This is a genomic window from Dyella sp. OK584, assembly GCF_057787755.1.
The window spans coordinates 1,183,518-1,204,749 of sequence record NZ_CM173542.1; the positions used below are offsets into that span (position 1 = coordinate 1,183,518).

General features: G+C 64.2%; 19 protein-coding genes. 7 read left to right on the plus strand and 12 right to left on the minus strand.

Annotated features, from left to right (window positions below):
• Positions 1-30: 30 nt before the first annotated feature.
• From AC3CBN_RS05235 to def, 4 genes are all read right to left on the minus strand, one after another.
• Complete coding sequence (locus AC3CBN_RS05235) at positions 31-1,761, minus strand: ArnT family glycosyltransferase (protein ID WP_488635765.1); 1,731 nt, start codon at positions 1,759-1,761, stop codon at positions 31-33.
• Positions 1,762-1,893: 132 nt separating this feature from the next.
• On the minus strand, positions 1,894-3,189 hold the full coding sequence (gene rsmB, locus AC3CBN_RS05240; protein WP_488635766.1) for a 16S rRNA (cytosine(967)-C(5))-methyltransferase RsmB: 1,296 nt from the start codon (positions 3,187-3,189) through the stop codon (positions 1,894-1,896).
• Between the two features lie 114 nt (positions 3,190-3,303).
• A complete protein-coding gene (gene fmt, locus AC3CBN_RS05245) occupies positions 3,304-4,230 on the minus strand; it encodes a methionyl-tRNA formyltransferase (protein WP_488635767.1) in 927 nt (308 codons plus the stop codon).
• On the minus strand, positions 4,227-4,736 hold the full coding sequence (gene def / locus AC3CBN_RS05250; protein WP_488635768.1) for a peptide deformylase: 510 nt from the start codon (positions 4,734-4,736) through the stop codon (positions 4,227-4,229). Before def ends, fmt begins: the two co-directional genes overlap by 4 nt.
• 188 nt (positions 4,737-4,924) lie before the next feature.
• On the opposite strand from def, the gene AC3CBN_RS05255 reads away from it, so the two are divergent.
• From AC3CBN_RS05255 to purD, 6 genes are all read left to right on the plus strand, one after another.
• Positions 4,925-6,052 carry a LysM peptidoglycan-binding domain-containing protein gene (locus tag AC3CBN_RS05255; RefSeq protein WP_488635769.1) on the plus strand — a complete coding sequence of 376 codons (1,128 nt, stop codon included), beginning with the start codon at positions 4,925-4,927 and terminating at the stop codon, positions 6,050-6,052.
• 81 nt (positions 6,053-6,133) lie between these two features.
• Positions 6,134-7,258, plus strand: coding sequence for a DNA-processing protein DprA (gene dprA, locus AC3CBN_RS05260; RefSeq protein ID WP_488635770.1), 1,125 nt, complete (start codon positions 6,134-6,136; stop codon positions 7,256-7,258).
• A gap of 126 nt (positions 7,259-7,384) precedes the next feature.
• Positions 7,385-9,910, plus strand: coding sequence for a DNA topoisomerase I (locus tag AC3CBN_RS05265; RefSeq protein WP_488635771.1), 2,526 nt, complete (start codon positions 7,385-7,387; stop codon positions 9,908-9,910).
• A complete protein-coding gene (gene tsaC, locus AC3CBN_RS05270) occupies positions 9,911-10,483 on the plus strand; it encodes an L-threonylcarbamoyladenylate synthase type 1 TsaC (protein ID WP_488635772.1) in 573 nt (190 codons plus the stop codon). It begins immediately after the preceding gene.
• Between the two features lie 187 nt (positions 10,484-10,670).
• Positions 10,671-12,047, plus strand: a complete 1,377-nt coding sequence (locus AC3CBN_RS05275; RefSeq protein WP_488635773.1) for an AMP-binding protein — start codon at positions 10,671-10,673, stop codon at positions 12,045-12,047.
• Between the two features lie 260 nt (positions 12,048-12,307).
• The gene (gene purD, locus AC3CBN_RS05280; protein WP_488635774.1) at positions 12,308-13,591 is read left to right on the plus strand and encodes a phosphoribosylamine--glycine ligase; all 1,284 of its coding nucleotides are present in this window, start codon (positions 12,308-12,310) and stop codon (positions 13,589-13,591) included.
• Positions 13,592-13,860: 269 nt separating this feature from the next.
• On the opposite strand, the gene AC3CBN_RS05285 is transcribed toward purD, so the two are convergent.
• The 5 genes from AC3CBN_RS05285 to AC3CBN_RS05305 form a co-directional block, all read right to left on the minus strand.
• Positions 13,861-14,268, minus strand: a complete 408-nt coding sequence (locus tag AC3CBN_RS05285) for an SRPBCC family protein (RefSeq protein ID WP_488635775.1) — start codon at positions 14,266-14,268, stop codon at positions 13,861-13,863.
• A 72-nt stretch (positions 14,269-14,340) separates the two neighbouring features.
• A complete protein-coding gene (locus AC3CBN_RS05290; protein WP_488635776.1) occupies positions 14,341-14,730 on the minus strand; it encodes a VOC family protein in 390 nt (129 codons plus the stop codon).
• Between the two features lie 75 nt (positions 14,731-14,805).
• Positions 14,806-15,252 (minus strand): SRPBCC family protein, encoded by a 447-nt coding sequence (locus tag AC3CBN_RS05295; protein WP_488635777.1) that lies wholly within the window; start codon positions 15,250-15,252, stop codon positions 14,806-14,808.
• Between the two features lie 150 nt (positions 15,253-15,402).
• Positions 15,403-16,050, minus strand: coding sequence for a dihydrofolate reductase family protein (locus AC3CBN_RS05300; RefSeq protein ID WP_488635778.1), 648 nt, complete (start codon positions 16,048-16,050; stop codon positions 15,403-15,405).
• Positions 16,051-16,138: 88 nt separating this feature from the next.
• Entirely contained in the window at positions 16,139-16,567 is a 429-nt protein-coding gene (locus AC3CBN_RS05305) for a hypothetical protein (RefSeq protein ID WP_488635779.1), read from the minus strand.
• Between the two features lie 301 nt (positions 16,568-16,868).
• On the opposite strand from AC3CBN_RS05305, the gene AC3CBN_RS05310 reads away from it, so the two are divergent.
• Positions 16,869-18,743: an MFS transporter gene (locus AC3CBN_RS05310; RefSeq protein ID WP_488635780.1), complete on the plus strand. Its 1,875-nt coding sequence runs from the start codon at positions 16,869-16,871 to the stop codon at positions 18,741-18,743.
• A 102-nt stretch (positions 18,744-18,845) separates the two neighbouring features.
• On the opposite strand, the gene ampE is transcribed toward AC3CBN_RS05310, so the two are convergent.
• The 3 genes from ampE to erpA all read right to left on the minus strand — a co-directional run bounded on the left by ampE (position 18,846) and on the right by erpA (position 21,190).
• The gene (ampE, locus tag AC3CBN_RS05315) at positions 18,846-19,715 is read right to left on the minus strand and encodes a regulatory signaling modulator protein AmpE (protein ID WP_488635781.1); all 870 of its coding nucleotides are present in this window, start codon (positions 19,713-19,715) and stop codon (positions 18,846-18,848) included.
• 112 nt (positions 19,716-19,827) lie between these two features.
• Positions 19,828-20,799 carry an NAD(+) diphosphatase gene (nudC, locus tag AC3CBN_RS05320; protein ID WP_488635782.1) on the minus strand — a complete coding sequence of 324 codons (972 nt, stop codon included), beginning with the start codon at positions 20,797-20,799 and terminating at the stop codon, positions 19,828-19,830.
• 13 nt (positions 20,800-20,812) lie between these two features.
• Positions 20,813-21,190 (minus strand): iron-sulfur cluster insertion protein ErpA, encoded by a 378-nt coding sequence (gene erpA / locus AC3CBN_RS05325; protein ID WP_488635783.1) that lies wholly within the window; start codon positions 21,188-21,190, stop codon positions 20,813-20,815.
• Between the last annotated feature and the right edge of the window lie 42 nt (positions 21,191-21,232).

Below are 21,232 nucleotides of genomic sequence, written 5' to 3' on the forward strand. Positions count from 1 at the left end.
TCGCGCACGCAGTGCGCAACCCGGACTCACTCAGTCTTCCAGTGCCGCCGCCGGCACGCGATCGACGTTCTCGTCCGGCACGCAACCCGGCACCACGGCATCGGCCTTGAACATCCACCACTCGCGCCGGTTCGCGTGGCCCAGGCTCACCGCCTTGCTGCGATCCACGCAGTTGGCCATCACCGGATCGAGCGCGAACAGCCAGCGATGCGTCGGGTCCTGTGCCTGCCACTTCACGGCAGCGGCGTACTGCTCATGCCACGGCTTCGTAAAGCCGAAGTCGGTGGCGGGATGATTCAGCATCAGCAGGTTCTGTTCTTTCCACGCCACCATGCCCAGCTCATCACCGGGAGCCAGATGATTGCGCACGTCTTCCATCAAGCTTGCCGCTGAGCTCGAATCGTTGAGGATGGGGTAAGCCCACAGGCTCCACACCAGCCACATGGCCGCCATGCCACCGGCCACCGCCGCCACCGCGCGTCGCACACGCAGCGTGGCAATCAGCAGCAACTGGGTGGCGCCGATGACCACGAACATCCACCACAACGCATGGCCACCGTCTTCGAATCCGCGGGCGGTGGCAAACGTGCTGGCGAATTTCGGGTGCGCGGCCAGTGCCACAGCGCCCACCGACAGCATCGCCACGCCCATGACGCCGATAAAGACCAGCCCGGCCACGCGCAGCCAGCGCTTCTGCAGCAGCTCGTCGAGATAAGGTGCGCTCACCAGCGCCAGCATGGGCAACGCCGGCATGATGTAGACGTCGCGCTTGCCCTTGGGAATGGAGAAAAACACCAGCAACAGCACGATCCAGCCGAGCGGAAGCAGGACGCGTGCGTCCTTCGCCTTCAGTGCGCGCCACCAGTGCGGCAACGTACCCGGATAGGTCAGCGACAGCGGCAGCCAAGTGAACAATACGATGGGTACGTAGTACAGCGCCGAATGGTGATGGTCCCACGACTTGCTGTAACGGCCCGCAGTCTGGTGGAACAGGATGTCGTTGACGTAAGTGGCATAGGCCGGATCAGCGGCGTGTGCCTTCGCGCCTAGCAGCATTGGCACCAGCCACAGCGCTATCGCGGCGAGCACAGCCACCAGGCCAAGCGCCCAGCGCCACCACGCACCCGCGCCCATGCGCGCTACGCCATTCCATTGCCCCAACGTGGCGACGAGATACGGCGCGAACATGAACAACGCAAGCACACCCACGCCCTTGGTAATCACGCCCAAGCCCGCGCAGAAGCAACCGAACCAGAATGCGCGCCAGTTCGGTCCCTTCAACATGTGCACCAGCAAACCCCAGTTCGCCGCCGTGATGTAGAACATCACCAACGGATCGATCTGCGCTCGCTTGGTCTGGTAGACGAACTGGAAGGTGATCAACAGCGCGGAAGCGGCATATAGGCCCACTTGCCGATTCCACAGCCGCCGCCCGAGGTCATAAACCAGCAACAGCGCACCCAGCGCGGCGAGCAGCGACGGCAGCAGGAAGGCGACGCGCCAGCTGCGCACCACCGTGTAACTGGCGGCTTCCAGCCAGAAAAGCATCGGCGGCTTGTCCGAATACAGCTCACTGCCACGATGTGGGAACAGCCAGTCGCCGCTCTCGACCATCTGCTTGGCCGCCAAGGCGAAGCGCGGCTCGTCGGAGGGCCACGGATCACGCAAGCCCATGCCGGCGCCGATCACCACTAGGGCGATCAACAGCATCAGCCAGAAGTAGCGGCGTTCCTGCGAAGTGGCTTGGGACAAAGCGAGCATACGTGGATTCCGGGGCGACATGGCCGAGTCGCGAGCAGTCGATGATGTTACGAGGCACACCTTATGGTGCGCTGAGCCGTGTGAGCGCGATCATTCTGCGCCCACTGGACTACCGCGGCACACCGGGCGGCGTCAGGATTTTTCGAGAACGGCATAGTACATGCCGTCCAGGTCGCCATCGCCAGGCAGTATCTGCCAACCGACAGAGGTGGCCTGCCCGATGGGCAAGGTGATGGTGCTGGCACGGGCATCGGGGTGCGCTTCCAGCCACTCGCGCACTACGGTCTCGTTCTCGGCGCGCAGCAGCGAGCAGGTGACGTAAACCATGCGCCCACCCGTTGCGAGCAGTGGCCACAGCGCGTCCAGGATGCGGCGCTGTTGCGCCACCAGCGGCGCGATGTCGCTCTCGCGACGATGCAACCGCACATCGGGTCGGCGGCGTAGCACACCGGTGGCCGAGCAAGGCGCGTCGATGAGAATGCGGTCGAACGGCTTGCCGTCCCACCAGTCTCCTGGCTGACCGGCGTCGCCAATAACGACCTCGGCCGACAGACCCAGGCGCTGCAGGTTCTGAGTAATGCGCTGGGCACGCTTGGCATCAAACTCCAGCGCCGTAAGCGCGACATCCGCGCGCTCCAGCAGGTGACAGGCCTTGCCGCCGGGAGCCGCGCAGGCATCGAGCACGCGCTGGCCATGGCGCACTTCGGCCAGATCGGCGGCCAACTGCGCGGCGCCATCCTGCACGGCGAATTCTCCCGCAGCAAAACCAGGCATGCGGGTCACGTCGCTGCTGTGCGGCAGCACAATGCCATCGGTCAGCCAGATGTGCGCTTCAGCCGTATAGCCATCCGCACGCAAGCGTTCTAGCAGTGCATCGCGTTCGGCGCGGCGGCTATTCACGCGCAACATCAACGGTGGCTCGACATTGTCCGCGGCCATCACGGCGTCGGCTTGTACAGGCCAGTCGCGTGCGATCGCTTTTGCCAGCCACGCCGGATGCGCGTGACGTGTCTGCGGCTTGACGTCGAGCGCGGCGAGCAGTTCGGTGCGTTCGCGCTGCCAGCGGCGGAGCACGGCGTTGACCAGCCCCGCCATGCGCGGTCGTTGCAGGGCACGTGTGGCCTGCACGGTGGCGGCGACGGCGGCGTAGTCGGGTAGCTGGAGAATTTCCAGCTGCACCAGGCCAAGCACCAGCAAAGCATGAATTGCCGGCTCTTTCTGGCGCACGGGCTTTTCCAGCAGGCGGTCCAGCGCGGGATCAAACCGCAGCCACCAGCGCGCACCGTCGCTCAGCAACGCCATCAGCAGGGCACGGTCGCGCGCGTCGGCAAGGCGTGGCGCGTAACGCTCCATCGCGTCGCGTAGCGAGGCGCCGCGCAAGGCGACATCGGCTAGAGCCTGGGCGGCGAGGGCGCGGGTATCGGTCATGGGAATGAACATAGCGGAGAGGAATGAGAAGCGAGAGTCAATGCGCTCGCCAAATGGCCCATCTTTCCGGCTTGACCAGCCTTGCGGCTGCTGAGAACCCGGAATGGCGATGGGTTATGCGCTTCGGGTCTTCTGTGCGTTGACGTAATCGGCCGCGCTGATGCGCTTGCCGCCGGCGCGCTGTAGCGCGGTCACACGCAACGCGCCTTCCCCGCAGGCAACATCAATGCCCTCGCGGCTCATCGCCAACACGGTGCCGGGTGCGGCGCCGGGCTGGCCGTCGATAGCGCGCGCGGCCCAGATGCGCAGCATCTCACCGCCAATCTCGCCCTCGGCGACCGGCCAGGGATCAAACCCGCGCACCTGGCGCTCAAGCTCGATCGCGGAACGGGTGAAGTCCAGCCGCGCCTCGGCCTTGTCCAACTTGTGCGCGTAAGTGACGCCCTCGTCAGGCTGTAGATGCGGCACCAGTGCCTCGCCCGCCATCACTCTGGCCAGGCCTTCGGCGAGTACGTCGGCACCCAGCGCGGCCAGGCGGTCATGCAGTGAACCACCGGTGTCCTCGCGGCTGATCGGCGTGCGTCGCTCAAGCAGCATCGGGCCGGTGTCGAGGCCCGCTTCCATCTGCATCAGGTCGACACCGCTTTCCGCGTCGCCGGCGAGGATGGCGCGCTGGATCGGTGCCGCGCCGCGCCAGCGCGGCAACAGGCTGGCATGCACGTTCCAGCAGCCCAGGCGAGGAATGGCAAGCACCTTGCGCGGCAGGATCAGGCCGTAGGCCACGACCACTATCAGGTCGGGCGCATGGGCGGCCAGCGTGGCCTGCGCTTCGGCTGATTTCAGTGATTCGGGCTGTTCGACGGGGATGCCCGCAGCCAGCGCAGCCTGCTTCACCGGGCTGGGCGTCAGCTTGCGGCCGCGCCCCGCGGGGCGATCCGGTTGCGTATAGACCGCCATCACCTCCGCGCCGCTGGCGCGGCACGCTTCAAGGCAGGGAACGGAAAATTCGGGAGTGCCCGCGAAGACGACGCGGGGCTTCAAGCGCTGGCCGCCTGCTTGCGCTGCTTTTCCATGCGCTTGAGCAGCAGGGTGCGCTTGAGCGGCGAGAGGTAGTCCACGAAAACCTTGCCGGCGAGATGGTCCATCTCATGCTGGATGCACACCGCCAGGGGGCCCTCGGCGTCCACGACGATCTCGTTGCCGTCCACGTCCTGCGCCTTCACCTTCACCTTGAGGGCGCGGGTGACATCGGCATAGATACCGGGGAACGACAGACAGCCTTCCTGATAGACCTGCGCGCCGTCCTTCTCGATGATTTGCGCATTGATCAGCGCCAGCGGCTGGTTGCGTTCATCGCTCATGTCGGCCACCAGCACCTGCTGGTGCACATTGACCTGGGTGGCTGCCAAGCCGACGCCGTTGGCGCCATACATGGTCTCGAACATGTCGGCCACAAACTGCTTGAGATCGGCGTCGAACACACGCACGGGCTCGGCCTTGGTGCGCAGGCGAGGGTCGGGAAATTCGAGAATGGACAGTAGAGACATGGGTTTCACCTTGGCGCCAAAGTGCGGGCGAATCGGTAAAAACCAAGCCCCGGCGCGATCTAGAATGCGCATCATTGTACGTCGCCAAGCTCGTGTCTGGCATGCCATTTTGCCAACTGGCCCCAGTTGCAGGCTTGAACTGTTCGGTTACACTCGCCCGAGCGTTGGGGGATGGGGGATTCCCGTTTATGATCAGAAAGTCCATTGGGCTGCTGGCCGGTATGCTGGTCACGGTGGCGGTTTATGCTGCGGGCGCGCAATTGCGTGCCGATCACCCCGATACCTATACGGTGCGCAAGGGCGACACGCTCTGGGCGATCTCCTCGCAGTTCCTGTCCAAGCCATGGCTATGGCCCGAAATCTGGCAGGCAAACCCGCAGGTCCAGAACCCGCACCTGATTTATCCGGGCGATGTGCTCAACCTCTCCTTTATCAATGGTCCGCGTGTTGGCCTGCAGCCACGCGTGCGCGCCGAAGGTGATGCGATTCCCGCGATTCCACTGTCCGGCCTGCGCACCTTCCTGAAGGAAATGCGCGTGCTCGACTCCAAGGAAGTGGCGTCGCTGCCGTACGTGGTCGGCTTCGAAGAAGCGGGTCTACGCGGCACCGTGGGCCGCAACGTTTACGTACGCAACCTGCAGGCCGAACCGGGCCAGCGTTTTGCCATCGTGCGTCCGACCCAGACCTTCCGCAATTTCGACGGCAAGTCAGGTCGTGACAACGGCTCCGACCTGGTGGCCCATCCGATCGACAGCGATGTGTCCACTGTGCAGACGCCGTGGAAGGAAGACTTCCGCGCCGATGGCCACTATGGCTCGGGCGAAGACATCGGTACTGAAGTCAGCGTGATCGGCACGGCCGAAGTGCTGCGTACCGGCGACCCGACCACTCTGTTGCTGCTCGACTCCACCTTGGAGATCCGCAAGGGCGACCGCCTCCTGGCGATCGACGACAAGCCGTACGATCCGTACTACTACCCGCACGCACCGAAGTCGCTGGCGGGCAACGCGCGCGTCATCGCGTTCGCCGATGCCTTGGATGCGGTGGGCCCACATCAGGTCGTGGCGCTGAACATCGGCTCGCAGGACGGTGTGGAAAACGGCCAGACCTATTCGATCTACCAGCCCGGCGAGACCATTGCCGACGACGTGGCCAGCAACAGCTGGAATCGCGGCACCGGCAAGAGTGTGACGTTGCCGCAGGAGTTCGTGGGTCACGTGATGGTGTTCCGCACCTTCGATCGCGTCAGCTACGGCCTGATCATGGACGGCCTGCGCCCGGTGCATAGGCACGACACGCTCGCGCTGCCCGACTAAGCCGGAGCGGTATTGGACGACAGAACGGCGCGGTGATCACCGCGCCGTTTCTTTTTGGGGCCGCCCCTAGGCTTGGCGGCCATGAAAGATATGGAACGTTTTCTTCCCTGGCTGATTCTCCTGCGCACTCCCGGACTGGGCCCTGCCGGCCTGCGTGACCGTCTGGCGGCGCACGGTAACGACATTCACGCCGTGCTGGCCGGATTCCGGCAGGGGGCGTCCACGCTTTCCGGTGCCGCTCGCGACTGGCTGCGGCACCCTGACGAGGCGCGTCTGGCGGCCGACCTGGACTGGCTGACCGAACCCGGCCACCGTCTGCTCTGCTGCACTGACGAGGATTTCCCTCCGCTGCTGGAAGCCATCCCGCAGCCGCCTGCGGCCCTGTTCGTGGTCGGGAATGCCAGCCTGCTGCTGCACCCCCAGGTGGCCATTGTGGGCGCGCGCAACGCCAGCCTGAGCGGTCGCACTCATGCCCGCGCCTTCGCCCACGCGTTGGGGCAGGCCGGGTTTGCCATCACCAGTGGCATGGCTGACGGTATCGACGGCGCGGCGCACCTGGCGGCGCTGGATGCAAGTGTGCCCACCGTGGCCGTGATCGGCACCGGGGCAGACCGGGTGTATCCACGCAAGCATCACGCGCTGGCCCGCCGCATCGCGGCGCAAGGCGCGCTGGTGAGCGAGTTTCCGCTGGGCACAGCCGCCCGCTCGGATCACTTTCCGCGCCGCAACCGCATCCTTGCCGGGCTCTCCCTGGGCACGCTGGTGGTCGAGGCTGGGCTGTGCTCCGGGTCGCTCATCACCGCCCGACTTGCCGCGGAGCAGGGGCGCGAGGTGTTCGCCCTGCCCGGTTCCATTCATAATCCGCTCGCCCGAGGCTGCCACCAACTGATCCGCGATGGTGCGCGGCTGGTGGAAGGTGCCAGCGAGATCGTGGAGGTGCTTGCACCTGCGGCGATCGCCTTGGGCCGCGCATTGGCCAGCCGGCTCGATCTGGAGCCGGTTGAGACGGATGGATGGACTGCGGCCGTGGACCCGGCCAGCCAGGCACTTCTGAACGCCCTGGGCCATGCGCCAATGGCGTTGGATGAGCTGGCGGCCCTCACCGGGCAGGCTGTCGCCATGTTGTCGCCGAAGCTGCTGATGCTTGAGCTTGACGGTCGGATCGAAGCTCTGCCTGGCAACCTTTACCAACGGTTGCCGGGTTGAGCCAAAGCCGCTCTACACCGCGGTTTCACATGGCCCAGCTTGACGTCGTCGAGCTGCCATGCCTTTAACTAGATATAGAGGCCAGCCCCGGACGGGCTTGGCCATTGATGGTGGATACCGAGTTACATGGCAAAAAACCTGCTTATCGTCGAGTCGCCGGCCAAGGCCAAGACGATCAACAAATACCTTGGCAAGGACTTCCAGGTCCTGGCCTCCTACGGTCACGTCCGTGACCTCAAGCCCAAGGAGGGCGCGGTCGACCCCGACAATGGCTTTGCCATGGCCTACGAGGTGATCGATCGCAACGAGAAACACGTCGACGCGATTGCCAAGGCCGCCAAGCTGGCCGACGACATCTATCTGGCGACCGACTTGGATCGCGAAGGTGAGGCGATCTCCTGGCACATCAGCGAGATCCTCAAGGAGCGCGGCCTGACCGAGGGCAAGCACCTGCACCGCGTGGTGTTCTCCGAGATCACGCCCAAGGCGATCAAGGCCGCCGTAGCCAGCCCGCGCGAGCTGTCGCTGGACATGGTCGATGCGCAGCAGGCCCGCCGTGCGCTGGATTACCTGGTGGGCTTCAACCTGTCGCCGGTGCTGTGGCGCAAGGTGCAGCGCGGCCTCTCCGCCGGCCGCGTGCAGTCGCCAGCGCTGCGCATGATCGTGGAGCGCGAGGAAGAGATCGAGGCGTTCAAGGCGCGCGAGTACTGGACCATCGAAGCAGCGCTGCGCCATGCGGAAGGCGATTTCAGCGCTCGCCTCACGAAGCTCAACGGCAAGAAGTTCGAGCAGTTCGACCTCACCAACGAAAACGATGCGATGACTGCGCGGGCGGCCTTGAAGGAAGCCGCGCATGGCCGCCTCACCGTCAGCGAGGTCGGCAGCAAAGAGCGCAAGCGCCGTCCGGCGCCGCCGTTCACGACCTCCACGTTGCAGCAGGAAGCCGCGCGCAAGCTGGGTTTCACCACCAGCCGCACGATGAAGATTGCGCAGGGCCTGTACGAAGGCGTTTCGATCGGCAGCGAGGGCAACGTCGGCCTGATCACCTATATGCGTACCGACTCGGTGGCATTGTCGGAAGACGCACTGGGCGAGCTGCGCGAGCTGATCACGCGCGACTACGGCAGCAAGGCGCTGCCCGATCATGCGCAGGTCTACAAGTCCAAATCCAAGAACGCGCAGGAAGCGCATGAGGCGGTGCGCCCCACCTCCGCGCTGCGCACGCCGCGCGAAGTGGCCTCGTTCCTCAATGAAGAGCAGCGCAAGCTGTACGAACTGATCTGGAAGCGCACCGTGGCTTGCCAGATGGTCCACGCGACGCTCAACACCGTATCGGTGGAATTTGCAGTGCCGCACGTCGCCGGTGGCGCCGCGTCGTTCCGCTCCACGGGTACCACGGTGGTCGATCCGGGCTTCCTGGCCGTGTACGAGGAAGGCCGCGACCAGAAGAGCGCCGAGGACGAGGACGAAGGCCGTCGCCTGCCCAAGCTCGAAGTGGGCGAGCAGATCGCGCTGCACGACATCGCTGCCGACCAGCACTTCACCGAGCCGCCGCCGCGCTATTCGGAAGCGAGCCTGGTCAAGACGTTGGAAGAACACGGCATTGGCCGCCCGTCGACCTACGCCAGCATCATCCAGGTGCTGCTCAACCGCGAGTATGTATTCCTCGACAGTCGGCGCTTCAAGCCGACCGACGTGGGTCGCGCGGTAAGCAAGTTCCTCACCGCGCATTTCACCCGCTACGTCGACTACGACTTCACCGCCAAGCTCGAAGACGAGCTCGATGCGGTCAGTCGTGGCGAGGAAGCGTGGGTGCCATTGATGGAACGCTTCTGGCAGCCGTTCAAGCAACAGGTGGATGAGAAAACCGAGTCGGTCGATCGCAGCGAAGCCACCGGCGCGCGTGAGCTGGGCCGCGATCCCAAGACCGATAAGCCGGTGTCGGTGCGCCTGGGCCGTTACGGGCCGTATGCGCAGATCGGCGACAAGGACACGGACGAGAAGCTGCAGTTCGCCAGCCTTCGCCCTGGTCAAAGCATGCACACGATCACCCTTCCCGAGGCGCTGGAACTGTTCAAGCTGCCGCGCGCTCTCGGCAACGCCGACAACGGCGACGAGGTGAGCGTGGGCGTGGGCCGTTTCGGCCCGTTCGTGAAGCAGGGCAGCACCTATGCCTCGCTCAAGGTCGAGGACGACCCGTACACCATCGAGCTGCCGCGCGCCCTGCAGATCGTGCAGGAAAAGCTGGAGATGATCGCCAACCGCACCATCCTGGACTTCGGCAATGGCGTGCAGGTGCTCAATGGCCGCTACGGCCCGTACATCACCGACGGTGAGAAGAACGCGCGCATTCCCAAGGATCAGGAACCCAAGGACCTGACCGAAGCCCAGTGCGTGGAGCTGCTGGCCGCTGCGCCGCTGAAGCCGAAGAAGGGACGCGGCGCATTCAAGAAAGCAGCGTCCAAGAAGACCGCCGAGAAGAAGCCTGCGGCCACCAAGACCGTTGCCAAGACCGCCACCAAGAAAACGGCGGTGAAGAAAGCGGCGACCAAGAAGACGACCAGCAAGAAGACGGCCACCAGGAAAACCGCGGCCAAGTCCACGGCAAAGAAGGCAGCCAGCAAGAAGACGGCGGCCAAAGCCGCTACCTGAGTGAGTTCGCGCTTCACCTTGGCCGAGATTGACGCCGCCGCCGCGCTGCTGCGCCGCGGCGGCGTGCTGGCCTATCCCACCGAGGCGGTGTTCGGCCTCGGTTGTGACCCGCATAACCCGGTGGCATTCGATCGCCTGTTCGCCCTCAAGCAGCGCCCGCCCACTCAGGGTGTGCTGCTGATCGCGGCAGATTTCTCCCAGATCGAGCGCTACATCGACCTGACCGCCGTGCCTGCCGATGTGCTGGCGCAGGTGCGGGCCAGCTGGCCCGGCCCGCATACCTGGATATTCCCCCGCTCCCCGGCCGTACCCACCTGGGTGGCTGGCGCTCATGCCGGCATCGCCCTCAGAGTGACCGCACACGCCCCGGCCGCCGCCCTGTGCCATGCCTTTGGCGGCGCCCTTGTATCCACCAGCGCCAACCCACATGGCGAGCCGTCGGCCCGTTCGGCAGCCACGGTGGACAGCTACTTCGGCGCGGCGCTCGATGGCCTGCTCGATGCCCCGCTCGGCGATCAGCAACGGCCAACAGTGATCCGCGACGCCCTCTCGGGCGCTATCATCCGCGCCTGACAGGGGGCCGACGCCCTGCCTGGTTGACGGGCAGGATGAACGGATTCCTGACGCCACGGGCCGCCGGTAGGGGCGGATTCAGTGGTCGCCCTGAGGATGGGGATCCTCGCGGGCTCTCTTTCACCGTCCGCCCAGCGGTCCTGCGCGAGCTGGCCCGTCAAGCTGATTGCAGTCGCCGGAGAACACCTTGGCCATCGTTTTCGAAAATTATCGGCAGGACCAGGCGAGCCTCGGGTTGCCCTTGCTGGTGGCTGGCCATTCGGAGCGCACGGTGGCGTGGCGCGATGGCGAGGCGATCAGCGCGGCCCGGTTCCTTGCGCATGTGCAGGAGATCGCCGCGCAGCTGCCTCCCGCCGTGACGGCCGTGAACCTGTGCGAGGACCGATACGCCTTCCTGGTCGCGTTCTGCGCCATTGCGCTGCGTGGCCAGGCCAGCCTGTTGCCCTCGTCACGCGCGCCGCAGGCCGTGGCCGAGGTGATGGCTGCCCATCCCGGTTGCTACGCCGTGGGCGAGCTGGCGCTCGAGGCGCCGCCAGCCCATTACCGGCACCTGCCGGCGTTGTCTTCGGTGCCCGAGACCGGCAATGGATTCGAGCCGCCGACCATTCCCGCCGATCAGGTGGTGGCCATCGGCTACACCTCCGGCTCCACTGGCGTGCCCAAGGGCAATGCCAAGACGTGGGGCAGTTTCCACGCCAGCAATGCCGGCAATCTGCGCATGCTCCATGCTGCCGTGAGCGACGGTTTCCACGTGGTGGCCACCGTGCCGCCGCAGCACATGTACGGCATGGAGATGTCGGTGCTGCTGCCGTTGCTCGATGAAGTGAGCGTGCATGCCGGGCGTCCGTTTTTCCCTGCCGATGTGGCCGCCGCGCTGGCCGAAGTGCCGACGCCGCGCGTGCTGGTGACCACGCCGGTGCATCTGCGTGCGTTGATCGAATCGGGCGTATCGCTGCCGCCGATTGCTGCCGTGGTGTCAGCTACCGCGCCCATGCCAGTAGACCTGGCGCAGGCTGCCGAAGCGCGCTACGACGCGCCGCTGCTGGAAGTGTTCGGGTCCACCGAAACCTGCGTGTTCGCCAGCCGCCGTGCGGCAGCCGACGAGCCGTGGACCCTGTTTGACGATGTGCAGCTGCACCCCCAGCCCGATGGCACTCAGGTGCGCGCGCCGCAACTGGAGCAGCCCATGACGCTGGCCGATATCGTCACCTTGCACGATGGCGGCCGCCGCTTCCAACTGCGCGGTCGCCACGCCGACATGCTGGAGATCGCCGGCAAGCGCGCTTCGCTGGGCGACCTCACGCGACGCCTGCTGGCCATTCCCGGCGTGAAGGACGGCGTGGTGTTCCAGCTCGACGGCGGCGATGCGCTGGGCGTGCATCGCATCGCCGCGCTGGCGGTGGCGCCGGATCTGGACGAGCACGGCATCATCGATGCGTTGCGCCGCGCTATCGATCCGGTGTTCCTGCCCCGTCCGTTGAAGCTGGTCGATGTCCTGCCGCGCAATGAAACCGGCAAGCTGCCTCGCACGGCGATGCTCGAGTTGCTGGAAGGTAGCGGCTAACGCTTTTCTTCCTCTCCCCTTTGGGGAGAGGGCCGAGGTGAGCCACCTGAAGGTGGTAAAGAGCGGGTGCTGGCGGGAACGCTTCGACATGCCCGCTTCGACAAAGCCCCAACGCAAGGTTGTCCCCTCACCACAACCCTCTCCCCATAGGGGAGAGGGAGCAACTACGCAGCACCCTGCTGCGCTGCGCAATTTCTGCCCAGCCTCTACAATGTCGTGCTGCGCCGGCCCCGGCGGCACCCCTAGGTAGTGGAGCAAGCATGAAAGTCCTGGTCATCGGCAGCGGTGGGCGCGAACACGCGCTGGCGTGGAAGCTCAAGCAGTCGCCGCGCGTTAGCGAAGTGATCGTCGCGCCGGGCAACGCAGGCACCGCGCGTGAAAAGGGCGTGCGCAATGCGAACGTGGCAGTCACCGACCTGGACGGCCTGCTCAAGCTGGCCAAGAACGAGAAAATCGAGCTGACGGTGGTCGGTCCCGAAGTGCCGCTGGTGGCGGGCGTGGTCGACAAGTTCCGCGCTGCCGGACTGCGATGCTTCGGTCCGCGCGCCATTGCCGCGCAACTGGAAGGCTCCAAGGCCTTCGCCAAGGACTTTCTGCTCCGCCACAACATTCCCACTGCCCGCTACGCCGTGTTTACCGAGCTCAACCCCGCGCTGGCCTATGTGCGCGAACACGGTGCGCCCATCGTCATCAAGGCCGACGGCCTGGCTGCCGGCAAGGGTGTCGTCGTGGCGCTCACGCTGGCCGACGCGGAGCTGGCACTGCATGACATGCTGGGCGCGCATGCGTTCGGCGATGCTTCCGCGCGCGTGGTGATCGAGGAATTCCTCGACGGTGAGGAAGCTAGCTACATCGTGATGAGCGACGGCCAGCATGCCTTGCCAATGGCCAGCAGCCAGGATCACAAGCGCCGTGACGAAGGCGACCTGGGTCCGAACACTGGCGGCATGGGTGCCTACTCACCCGCACCGGTGGTCACGCCGGAGGTGGAGCGCCGCATCCTCAAGGAAGTGATCGAGCCCACGCTGCACGGCATGGCGATGGAAGGCGCGCCGTTCATCGGTTTCCTTTACGCAGGCCTGATGATCGACAAGAGCGGCGCACCCAAGGTCATCGAATTCAACGTGCGCTTCGGCGACCCGGAGACGCAGCCAATCATGCTGCGCCTGAAATCCGACCTGGTGGACCTAATCGAGGCCGCCCTCGATGGCGAACTGCACCATACCCACGTGCAGTGGGACGCGCGCCCCTCGCTGGGCGTGGTGATGGCCGCTGGCGGCTATCCGGGAAAGGTGCGCAACGGCGATGTCATCACAGGCCTGGACAGCGATTTCGGTCGCGACGTGAAGGTGTTTCACGCCGGCACCCAGCTCGATGCGCAGGGCCGCGTAACGACCGCTGGCGGTCGCGTGCTCACGGTGTGCGCGCTGGGCAAGGACGTTGCCGCTGCCCGCGAGCATGCCTATGCCGCAGTCAGCAAGATTCACTACGAAGGCGCCTTCTGCCGCCGCGACATCGCCCACCGCGCCCTGCACCGCGGCTAACGCTTGGCTTCCTCTCCCCTAAGTGGGGAGAGGATCGAGGTGAGCCACCTAAAGGTGGTAAAGGGCGGGTGCTCGCGAAAGAGCCCGGAAAAGCCGCATCACACGCCACCTCGGGCGTGGTCAGGCGCATGGCCCATCATCGCTGGCACTACTCGTCGCTCGTCAGGCAGGCAAGTATCGGCGTCGATGATCCGCATCTGGGGTCGATGCCGATGCGAAGTCGGTATCAGGAGCACGGAGCTTTGGACGGCTAAACGGTTCCCGGCCAACTAGGCGCGTTCCGCCATCCGCTTCAATGCACGAAGAACATCACCAAAGTCCCCTGTCACCAACGGGCCAATCTCGCGCGCATCGGGCCCGGTGATGCGCGTGCCGTAAACAACGCGTGTATCGCCGGAAGGTAGCGGCTCAATGCGATGTTCCACCACGACGCGTGTCTCATCGATCGCCGTCTCGTCGGTGAAGCCCTCGTTCTCCCGCACTTCCACCAGCGTGCTGACAAAGGCATCCACGCCAGGCGGCTGCATGGTGAACGTCGTGCCCGCGGTGAAAGGTCCGTGCAATTCGATGCGTTCAATCCCTGCATTCCAGGCTTTCCATCCGGCTACATCCGCAAACAGTTGCCAAATGCGCGCCGGCGCTGCGCTGGTTTCAATGCTCTCTTCATGAGTCCACATGACAGCTCCTTGGTTGTGCGATAACGGGATCCATCGACGTTCGCGGCAGTGTCCTATTCGGCACGTTGAAGTTCACGACGCCTGCCGTGCATAACTGACCGTCAACATCTCCCATTGATGGCCATCGGGTTCATTCCAGTAAACGATGCTACCGCCGTGCTGCGTATCAACGGCGTAGTCAACAGCGCCATGGACGCAGCTTCGGTACGGAATGCCGGCCGCCTTGATGCGCCCGAGAATGGCATCGAACTCATCCTGGCTAACTCGAAAGCAGTAATGGGCAAGCGGAATGGCGTCGCTCCATTCGTCAAAGTCGAGCGTCAGCCCATCACTTACGTACACCGGCGCGAACGGCCCGACGCCGTGCTCCGACCATGCGACGCCAAGCAAATGGCCCAATAGTTTCGCAGCGGCACGCTTGTCGCGAGATGGCACCACCACGTGATCAAGATGAATGGTCATCGCGTTCTCCTGCTGTCCAGGGACGGCCGAACGGCCCGGCGCGCCAATCAGGGAAATCCATGCCGCATGCGTGAGTCAGCCTGGAATTTCCGGTTCGACCAGCATTGCCAGATGAACCAGCGACTCTTGCCAGCCGAGATAGCAGGCCTCGGTTGGAATGAGGCTGGGAATGCCCTCTTGCACGATGTTCAACTCCGTTCCACAGGACACTTTCTGCAAGGTGATCGTCGTTTGCATCTCGCCAACGAGATTCGGGTCGTCGAACTTGGCCGAATAGCGAATGCGCTCGTGCGGTACAAGTTCGAGATACGTGCCGCCGAAAGCGTGACTGTGGCCGGTGGTGAAATTGGTAAATGACATCTGGTAGGTGCCGCCGACCTTTGCGTCCAGATGCTGCACGTGGCCGGTGAATCCGTTCGGTGGAAGCCACCTGGCCATCGCATCTGCATCAAGGAAGGCCCGGTAGATTTTCTCAGGTGTTGTACGGAGTACGCGGTGCAGTTTCACGGTATGGGTAGCCATGGATTCTTTCCTTTCAATGCTGGAAACACGCGATGGTTATATGCCGGGTATGGCTTGTAGTAGACGAACCAGCACGGTCGATTTCGACAGCATCCCTGCCTTCAGCGGTCCGTTCACTGGGCCGTAGGGACATGGAACAGGCAGATGAACTCATCGCCGCTTACGCAAGAACACGTGGGTGGCGCGTTCGCCAGCGACGGAGCGCGCGCACTCATAGCCAAGAGCGTGCATATCCAGGTCCCTCCAGAAATGTTCTCCGGAGCCAAGCAGCGTGGGCCGAATGGCGAGATGCAGTTCATCGATCAGGCCCGCAAGCAGATATTGCCGAACCGTGGACACGCCGCCGCCGAGTCGAACATCGAGACCGCCCGCCGCCGCCCTTGCGCGTTCCAAGGCCGTGTGAATACCTTCGGTGACAAAGTGAAACTCCGTGCCTCCCGCCATCTTGAGCGGCGCGCGCGGATGATGCGTCAACACGAACACCGGCGTGTGATACGGCGGCTCGTCGCCCCACCAGCCTTTCCAGCTGTCGTCCGGCCACGGGCCGCGCACAGGGCCGAACATGTTGCGGCCGATAATCCAGGCGCCAATACCCGCAAAGCCTTGCTCCGCGATGTCGTTATCCACCCCTGCTTCGCCGCCATCACCGCCGTTCATCCGCTGCCACATGCGTGTGGGAAAGAACCACTCCATCAGCTCAGGTCCCCTGACGCCGAGTGGATGGTCAAGATCTTGATCCTGCCCGGCACCATAACCATCGATGGAAACGGCGAAGCTTCGGACGCAAAGTCGGGACATGACACCCTCACTACTTGATCGGGAGGACGTTAGGACTTTGGCTTCCTAACGAATGGGCTGCCCGCGATTGGTCCGGTTGAACGAGCGGTCAGGCCGCACGGGACGGACCTTGTCTACGCCACGGATCACCAGCAGCCCTCACATAGTGATTCAAGACATAGGTCCAAGGCATGACGATGGGCACAAGGACGACGCCCATAAGACAGGCGAAAAGAGTCTCCGACGCATACTCATCGAGTCCCGTGCGCAGCCACATGCGCAACGCGAAAGCGACAACCCAGATCACCTTCCAGAGCAACTCGAACAGGAGGAGCGGAAGCATCCGCAATGGATAGCGAATGCCGACCGCCGATAGCACGGCCAAAGCGCCGAGCAAGGATCGAATCACGGTACTTGCGTTTGCGGCCGTACCTGGCGGCGAAATAATCGCCGGCCAAATGGTCATCCCAAGGCCGACCGCAATGAGAAGGTACATCGCCCTGAGCAAATAGAGGCGTAGCGTGCTGACTTCATGCATGGGATTTCGTCCTTTCGAAGCGACCTTGGGCACTGCGTGTTGCGCTGCCTAATGTTGTGCTGAGCCGAGCCACAAAGCGATATCGTCTTGGATGAACGGTTAAACAGTGTTACCCAGATGAGCAGCAATCCTCGCCGCCGCTGTAGCCAAGCATGCCACCGCGCACCGATGGCTTACCAGAGCACCGGGCCAGCCTGCAGCTAACCCTTTCGATGGGAGTGCCGCGGCTGGCAAGTTCCAGAAATGATGGTGAGTGGCTTTTCGCGCTAGGCTTGCCCGCGATCACACGCCAAGGCCCCGCATGAGCCAGTTCAACCTGCTTGGAAGCCGCCGCTTCGCCCCGTTCTTCTGGACGCAGGCCTTGGGGGCGTTCAACGACAACGCTTTTCGCAACGCACTGGTCATGCTGGTGGCGTTCCAGATGGGGTTGGATGACAAGACGGTGTCGCTCTACACCAACCTGGCGCCGGCGCTGTTCATCATTCCCTATTTCCTGTTCTCGGCTACGGCAGGGCAGTTGGCGGAGAAGTATGAGAAGTCGCGCATCATTCGCTATGTGAAGCTGTTCGAAATCGCAGCGATGCTGATTGCCGCGATTGGCTTCTACACACATCACACCACGTTGCTGCTGCTGGTGCTGTTCCTGATGGGGTTGCACTCCACGACATTCGGTCCGATCAAGTACGCCATCCTGCCGCAGGCGTTGAAGCCGGAAGAATTGGTCGGCGGTAACGGCCTGGTGGAGATGGGCACGCAGCTGGCGATGCTGATTGGCATGATCGCCGGCAATTCGTTGATGCTCATTGCCGGATACGGGCCGATCGCCGCGTCTGCCGCCACGATCCTGATCGCGGTGCTTGGCTATCTTGCCAGCCGGCGCATTCCGCCAGCGCCGGCCACCGCGCCCGACCTGGTGTTCAACTGGAATCCGTTCACCGAAACAGTGCGTGTGCTTGGCATCACGCGCGAGGACCGCAACGTATTCAACGCGGTGCTGGGTATCTCCTGGTTCTGGTTCTTTGGCACGGTGCTGGTGGCGCAACTGCCCAACTACACGCGCATGAACCTGGGCGGCGATGGTTCCGTCAATACGCTCGTGCTTACGTTGTTCTCACTGGGCACAGGTATCGGCGCGTTGCTGTGCGAGCGCATGTCGGGTCGCCGAGTCGAGGTGGGTCTGGTGCCGCTGGGTGCGTTCGGACTGACGGTTTTTGGTGTCGACCTGTATGCGGCGCATCCGGGTCTGGCGACCTCACATGGTCTTGATTGGCTGGCCTTCCTGCGCAGTGCGGGCAGCTGGCACCTTGTGCTGGATCTCACGCTGATTGGCGTGTTCAGCGGTTTCTACGTCGTGCCACTGTTTGCCTACGTGCAGGCACGCACGCCGCGCGAGCGCCTGTCGCGTGTCATCGCCGGCAACAACATCCTCAATGCGCTGCTGATCTGCCTGGCCTCGGGCTTTGGCCTTGCGCTGGGGGCGCTTGGGTTGACCGCTGTGCAGATCTTTCTTGCGGCCGCGGTGCTCAACGTCGCGGTGGCGGTCTACATCTTCACGTTGGTGCCCGAGTTCCTGATGCGCTTTATCACCTGGGTGCTGGTGAACACGTTGTATCGCGTGCGCGTGGATGGGTTGGAACAGATTCCGGAAGAGGGCCCTGCGCTACTGGTCTGCAATCACGTCAGCTTCATGGATCCGTTGGTGCTGATGGCGAACCTGCGGCGGCCTGCGCGCTTCGTCATGTACTACAAGATCTTCAATATTCCAGTGTTGAAGTTCGTGTTCCGTACGGCCAAGGCCATTCCCATCGCGGGGCAAAAGGAAGATGCGGCCGTATTGCAGCGTGCCTACGAGGAAGTGGATGCTGCGCTCGCCGCGGGCGAGCTGGTGTGCATTTTCCCCGAGGGTGGGCTGACCAAGGATGGCGATATTGCGCCCTTCCGGCAGGGCGTGGCGCGCATTCTCGATCGACGCCCCGTGCCGGTGGTGCCGCTGGCCCTGCGTGGACTCTGGGGCAGCGTGTGGAGCCGACGCGATTCGATGCTGCACCGCGCGCGACTGCCACGACGTTTTCGTGCACGGGTGGAACTGGTGGCCGGTGCGCCGATCACGCCCGCAGATGCACGCACCGAAGCACTGGAGACGCGCGTGCGCGAGTTGCGCGGGGATTTCGCCTGAGGCTGAGCCAGCGAGTTCTTTGCAGGAGCGCACCCTGTACGCGACCGCGGAACCCTGGCGTTACCTCTCCGTAGGTTTGTCGCGCACAGGTGACAGTGAGGCTTAGCTCATCCACCCCGCCAGCACGATCAGCGCCACCACGCTGAGCCAGGCCAGCAGCACGCGCAGCAGCGCACTGCGCAGACGGAACAATTCAGCAACGGGGTCGGAGCGCTCTTCGGCATAACCGTCGCCGGCTTCGATATCGACCTGCACATCGGCACGCGCGGCGGCACCAAGAAAGCCGGGACCTTCCACATACCAACCGTTCGGCGATTGCTGCTGATGCCAGTGCTTCCACGCGCCGATCACTGCATCCCAATGGCCAACCAGGGCCAGCGTGAACACCATCAGCTGCGCTGGCAGCCAATCGGCGGCATTGGCGAAGGCACGGGCAGCGCTGCGGGCCGGTGAGTCCAGGTGGAGGCTGGGATCGCGGCCCAGCGTCTGTGCGAGGCGATACAGCAGCGCGCCAGCCGGACCCAGCAGGAAGAACCACAGCAGCACGCCAAAACGCCGACGCAACGCCGCATAGGCTGTCGCCTCGCCCAGATCGATGGCGTTCCATCTCACCGGATCGCCGTCATCGGAAAGCGCCTGCGCGGCGGCCTCGCGCGCAGGCTGGTCGGGTGCCTTGAGGATCGCTTCCAGATCCGCTTCGAACGCATGGGGGCCGAAGCAGTACAGCAGTACCACCAGCGAGAAGATCAGCCGAAGCAGTTCGCTGCCCGGCAGCAGGCCTATCAGCCACGTCACCAGCAGGCACAGCACCACGGGCACCGCCAGCGTCACCGTCACGCGCCCCGGGCCGCTGGTATCGCCCAGCTGCGCTACCCAGCGACGAAACCCGCCATCGCCACGCCAGTGCGCCAGCTGCGGCGCAACGTGCAAGAGGCCAAGTGCGATAAGCGCAGTAAGCAGGCTGACAGCCATGGACACAGTTCTCCCTGTCGATGGCCACATTGTAGGCCAAGGGCCATGACGGGTTGCGCGCGGGGAGCTGCTTTCAACGCCCCTTCTCCGCTCGGAAAAGGGAAAAAACGCTTCAGCGTTTGTGCTGCGCCACCAGCGCATCGAGATCCAGGCCCGCGCGCTGCTTAAGCCAATGCTCCAGCAAGCGATAGGACACCGACAGCGGCAAGGAGGGCAGGAAGCTGCCATCGGCCAGGCCGTTGACGATGTCCTGCGGGGTGAACCAGCGAGCTTCTTCCAGTTCCTGATCGCGCAGACGGATGGTGCGCGACACCGCTGTGGCGGTGAACCCCACCATCAACGATTGCGGCAGCGGCCATGGTTGCGATGAGTGGTAGTGCACGTCGCTCACAATCACGCCCGATTCCTCGGCGACTTCGCGACGCACGGCATCTTCCAGGGCCTCGCCCGGTTCGACAAAACCGGCCAGGGTGGAATAGCGCCCCTTCGGCCAGCCGGACTGTCGGCCGAGCAGGCAAGCACCTTCGTGTTCCACGATCACGATCACGGCAGCGTCGGTGCGGGGGAAATGCATGCGACCGCAGCTGTCGTTGGTGCACTGGGCGCGATGGCCGGACGCCACCAGCACCAGCGGTGCGCCGCAGTGGGCGCAGAAACGGGTCTCGCGCTGCCAATGGGCCAGGCCCTTCGCGTAGGCGAACAGGCCTGCTTCGTCGGCGGCCAGCAGCAGGCCCACATCGCGCAGCCCGGCGCGGCGCGCGCCGAGTCGGGTTTCCAGTTCGCCAGCGAGCTGGCTGTCATCCACTGCCAGCAAAAAGTGCGGTCGCTCAGCGGCAAAGCCGAGGAAGGTGGCTTTCAGTTCGCCCAGCAGCTGCTCTCGCTCGCCGGAGTCGAGCCAGCGCAGCGCGTCGCTGCCGGGCAGCAGGTAGGTCTGGCCCAGTGCGTCCAGCAGCAGGTAACGGGCATGTTCCGACGTGCCCTGGTCGTTGACCCACATCGACTCGTCCCGCCGCTCGGCGGCCCGATCGAGGATCAGGCTTAGCCCCGCGAAGGTATTGAGGCGCGGCGTGGTGTTGCGGTCCATGCCTCGGCGGCGCTCAGGCGGAGAAGGAAGAGCCGCAGCCGCAGGTGGTCTTGGCGTTGGGGTTGCGGATGACGAACTGCGAACCGCTCAGGCTTTCCGAGTAATCGATCTCGGCGCCAGTGAGGTACTGCAGCGACAAGGGGTCGACCAGCAGCGTGACACCTTCACGGTCGAGCGCGAAGTCGTCTTCCGCCTGGGCCTCGTCAAACGTAAAGCCGTACTGGAAACCTGAACAGCCACCGCCCGTGATGTACACGCGCAGTTTCAGTTCCGGGTTGCCCTCCTCCACGATCAGCTCGTGCACCTTGCGGGCAGCGGCTTCAGTGAAGACCAGCGGAGCGCCAGCGCTGCGGTAGTCGGGGACGATGGGAAGGGGAACGACGGTATCCATGATGCTCAAGTGGGGGTGATACGGCTAAGGCGCAAGCATACC

Coding starts and splice junctions, on each gene's coding strand:
- AC3CBN_RS05265 (WP_488635771.1), top strand. CDS start 7,385: ATGGCAAAAAACCTGCTTATCGTCGAGTCGCCGGCCAAGGCCAAGACG.
- ampE (WP_488635781.1), bottom strand. CDS start 19,715: ATGGCTGTCAGCCTGCTTACTGCGCTTATCGCACTTGGCCTCTTGCAC.
- AC3CBN_RS05310 (WP_488635780.1), top strand. CDS start 16,869: ATGAGCCAGTTCAACCTGCTTGGAAGCCGCCGCTTCGCCCCGTTCTTC.
- nudC (WP_488635782.1), bottom strand. CDS start 20,799: ATGGACCGCAACACCACGCCGCGCCTCAATACCTTCGCGGGGCTAAGC.
- AC3CBN_RS05290 (WP_488635776.1), bottom strand. CDS start 14,730: ATGACCATTCATCTTGATCACGTGGTGGTGCCATCTCGCGACAAGCGT.
- AC3CBN_RS05285 (WP_488635775.1), bottom strand. CDS start 14,268: ATGTGGACTCATGAAGAGAGCATTGAAACCAGCGCAGCGCCGGCGCGC.
- AC3CBN_RS05305 (WP_488635779.1), bottom strand. CDS start 16,567: ATGCATGAAGTCAGCACGCTACGCCTCTATTTGCTCAGGGCGATGTAC.
- dprA (WP_488635770.1), top strand. CDS start 6,134: ATGAAAGATATGGAACGTTTTCTTCCCTGGCTGATTCTCCTGCGCACT.
- AC3CBN_RS05300 (WP_488635778.1), bottom strand. CDS start 16,050: ATGTCCCGACTTTGCGTCCGAAGCTTCGCCGTTTCCATCGATGGTTAT.
- AC3CBN_RS05235 (WP_488635765.1), bottom strand. CDS start 1,761: ATGCTCGCTTTGTCCCAAGCCACTTCGCAGGAACGCCGCTACTTCTGG.
- AC3CBN_RS05255 (WP_488635769.1), top strand. CDS start 4,925: ATGATCAGAAAGTCCATTGGGCTGCTGGCCGGTATGCTGGTCACGGTG.
- erpA (WP_488635783.1), bottom strand. CDS start 21,190: ATGGATACCGTCGTTCCCCTTCCCATCGTCCCCGACTACCGCAGCGCT.
- rsmB (WP_488635766.1), bottom strand. CDS start 3,189: ATGACCGATACCCGCGCCCTCGCCGCCCAGGCTCTAGCCGATGTCGCC.
- purD (WP_488635774.1), top strand. CDS start 12,308: ATGAAAGTCCTGGTCATCGGCAGCGGTGGGCGCGAACACGCGCTGGCG.
- AC3CBN_RS05295 (WP_488635777.1), bottom strand. CDS start 15,252: ATGGCTACCCATACCGTGAAACTGCACCGCGTACTCCGTACAACACCT.
- def (WP_488635768.1), bottom strand. CDS start 4,736: ATGTCTCTACTGTCCATTCTCGAATTTCCCGACCCTCGCCTGCGCACC.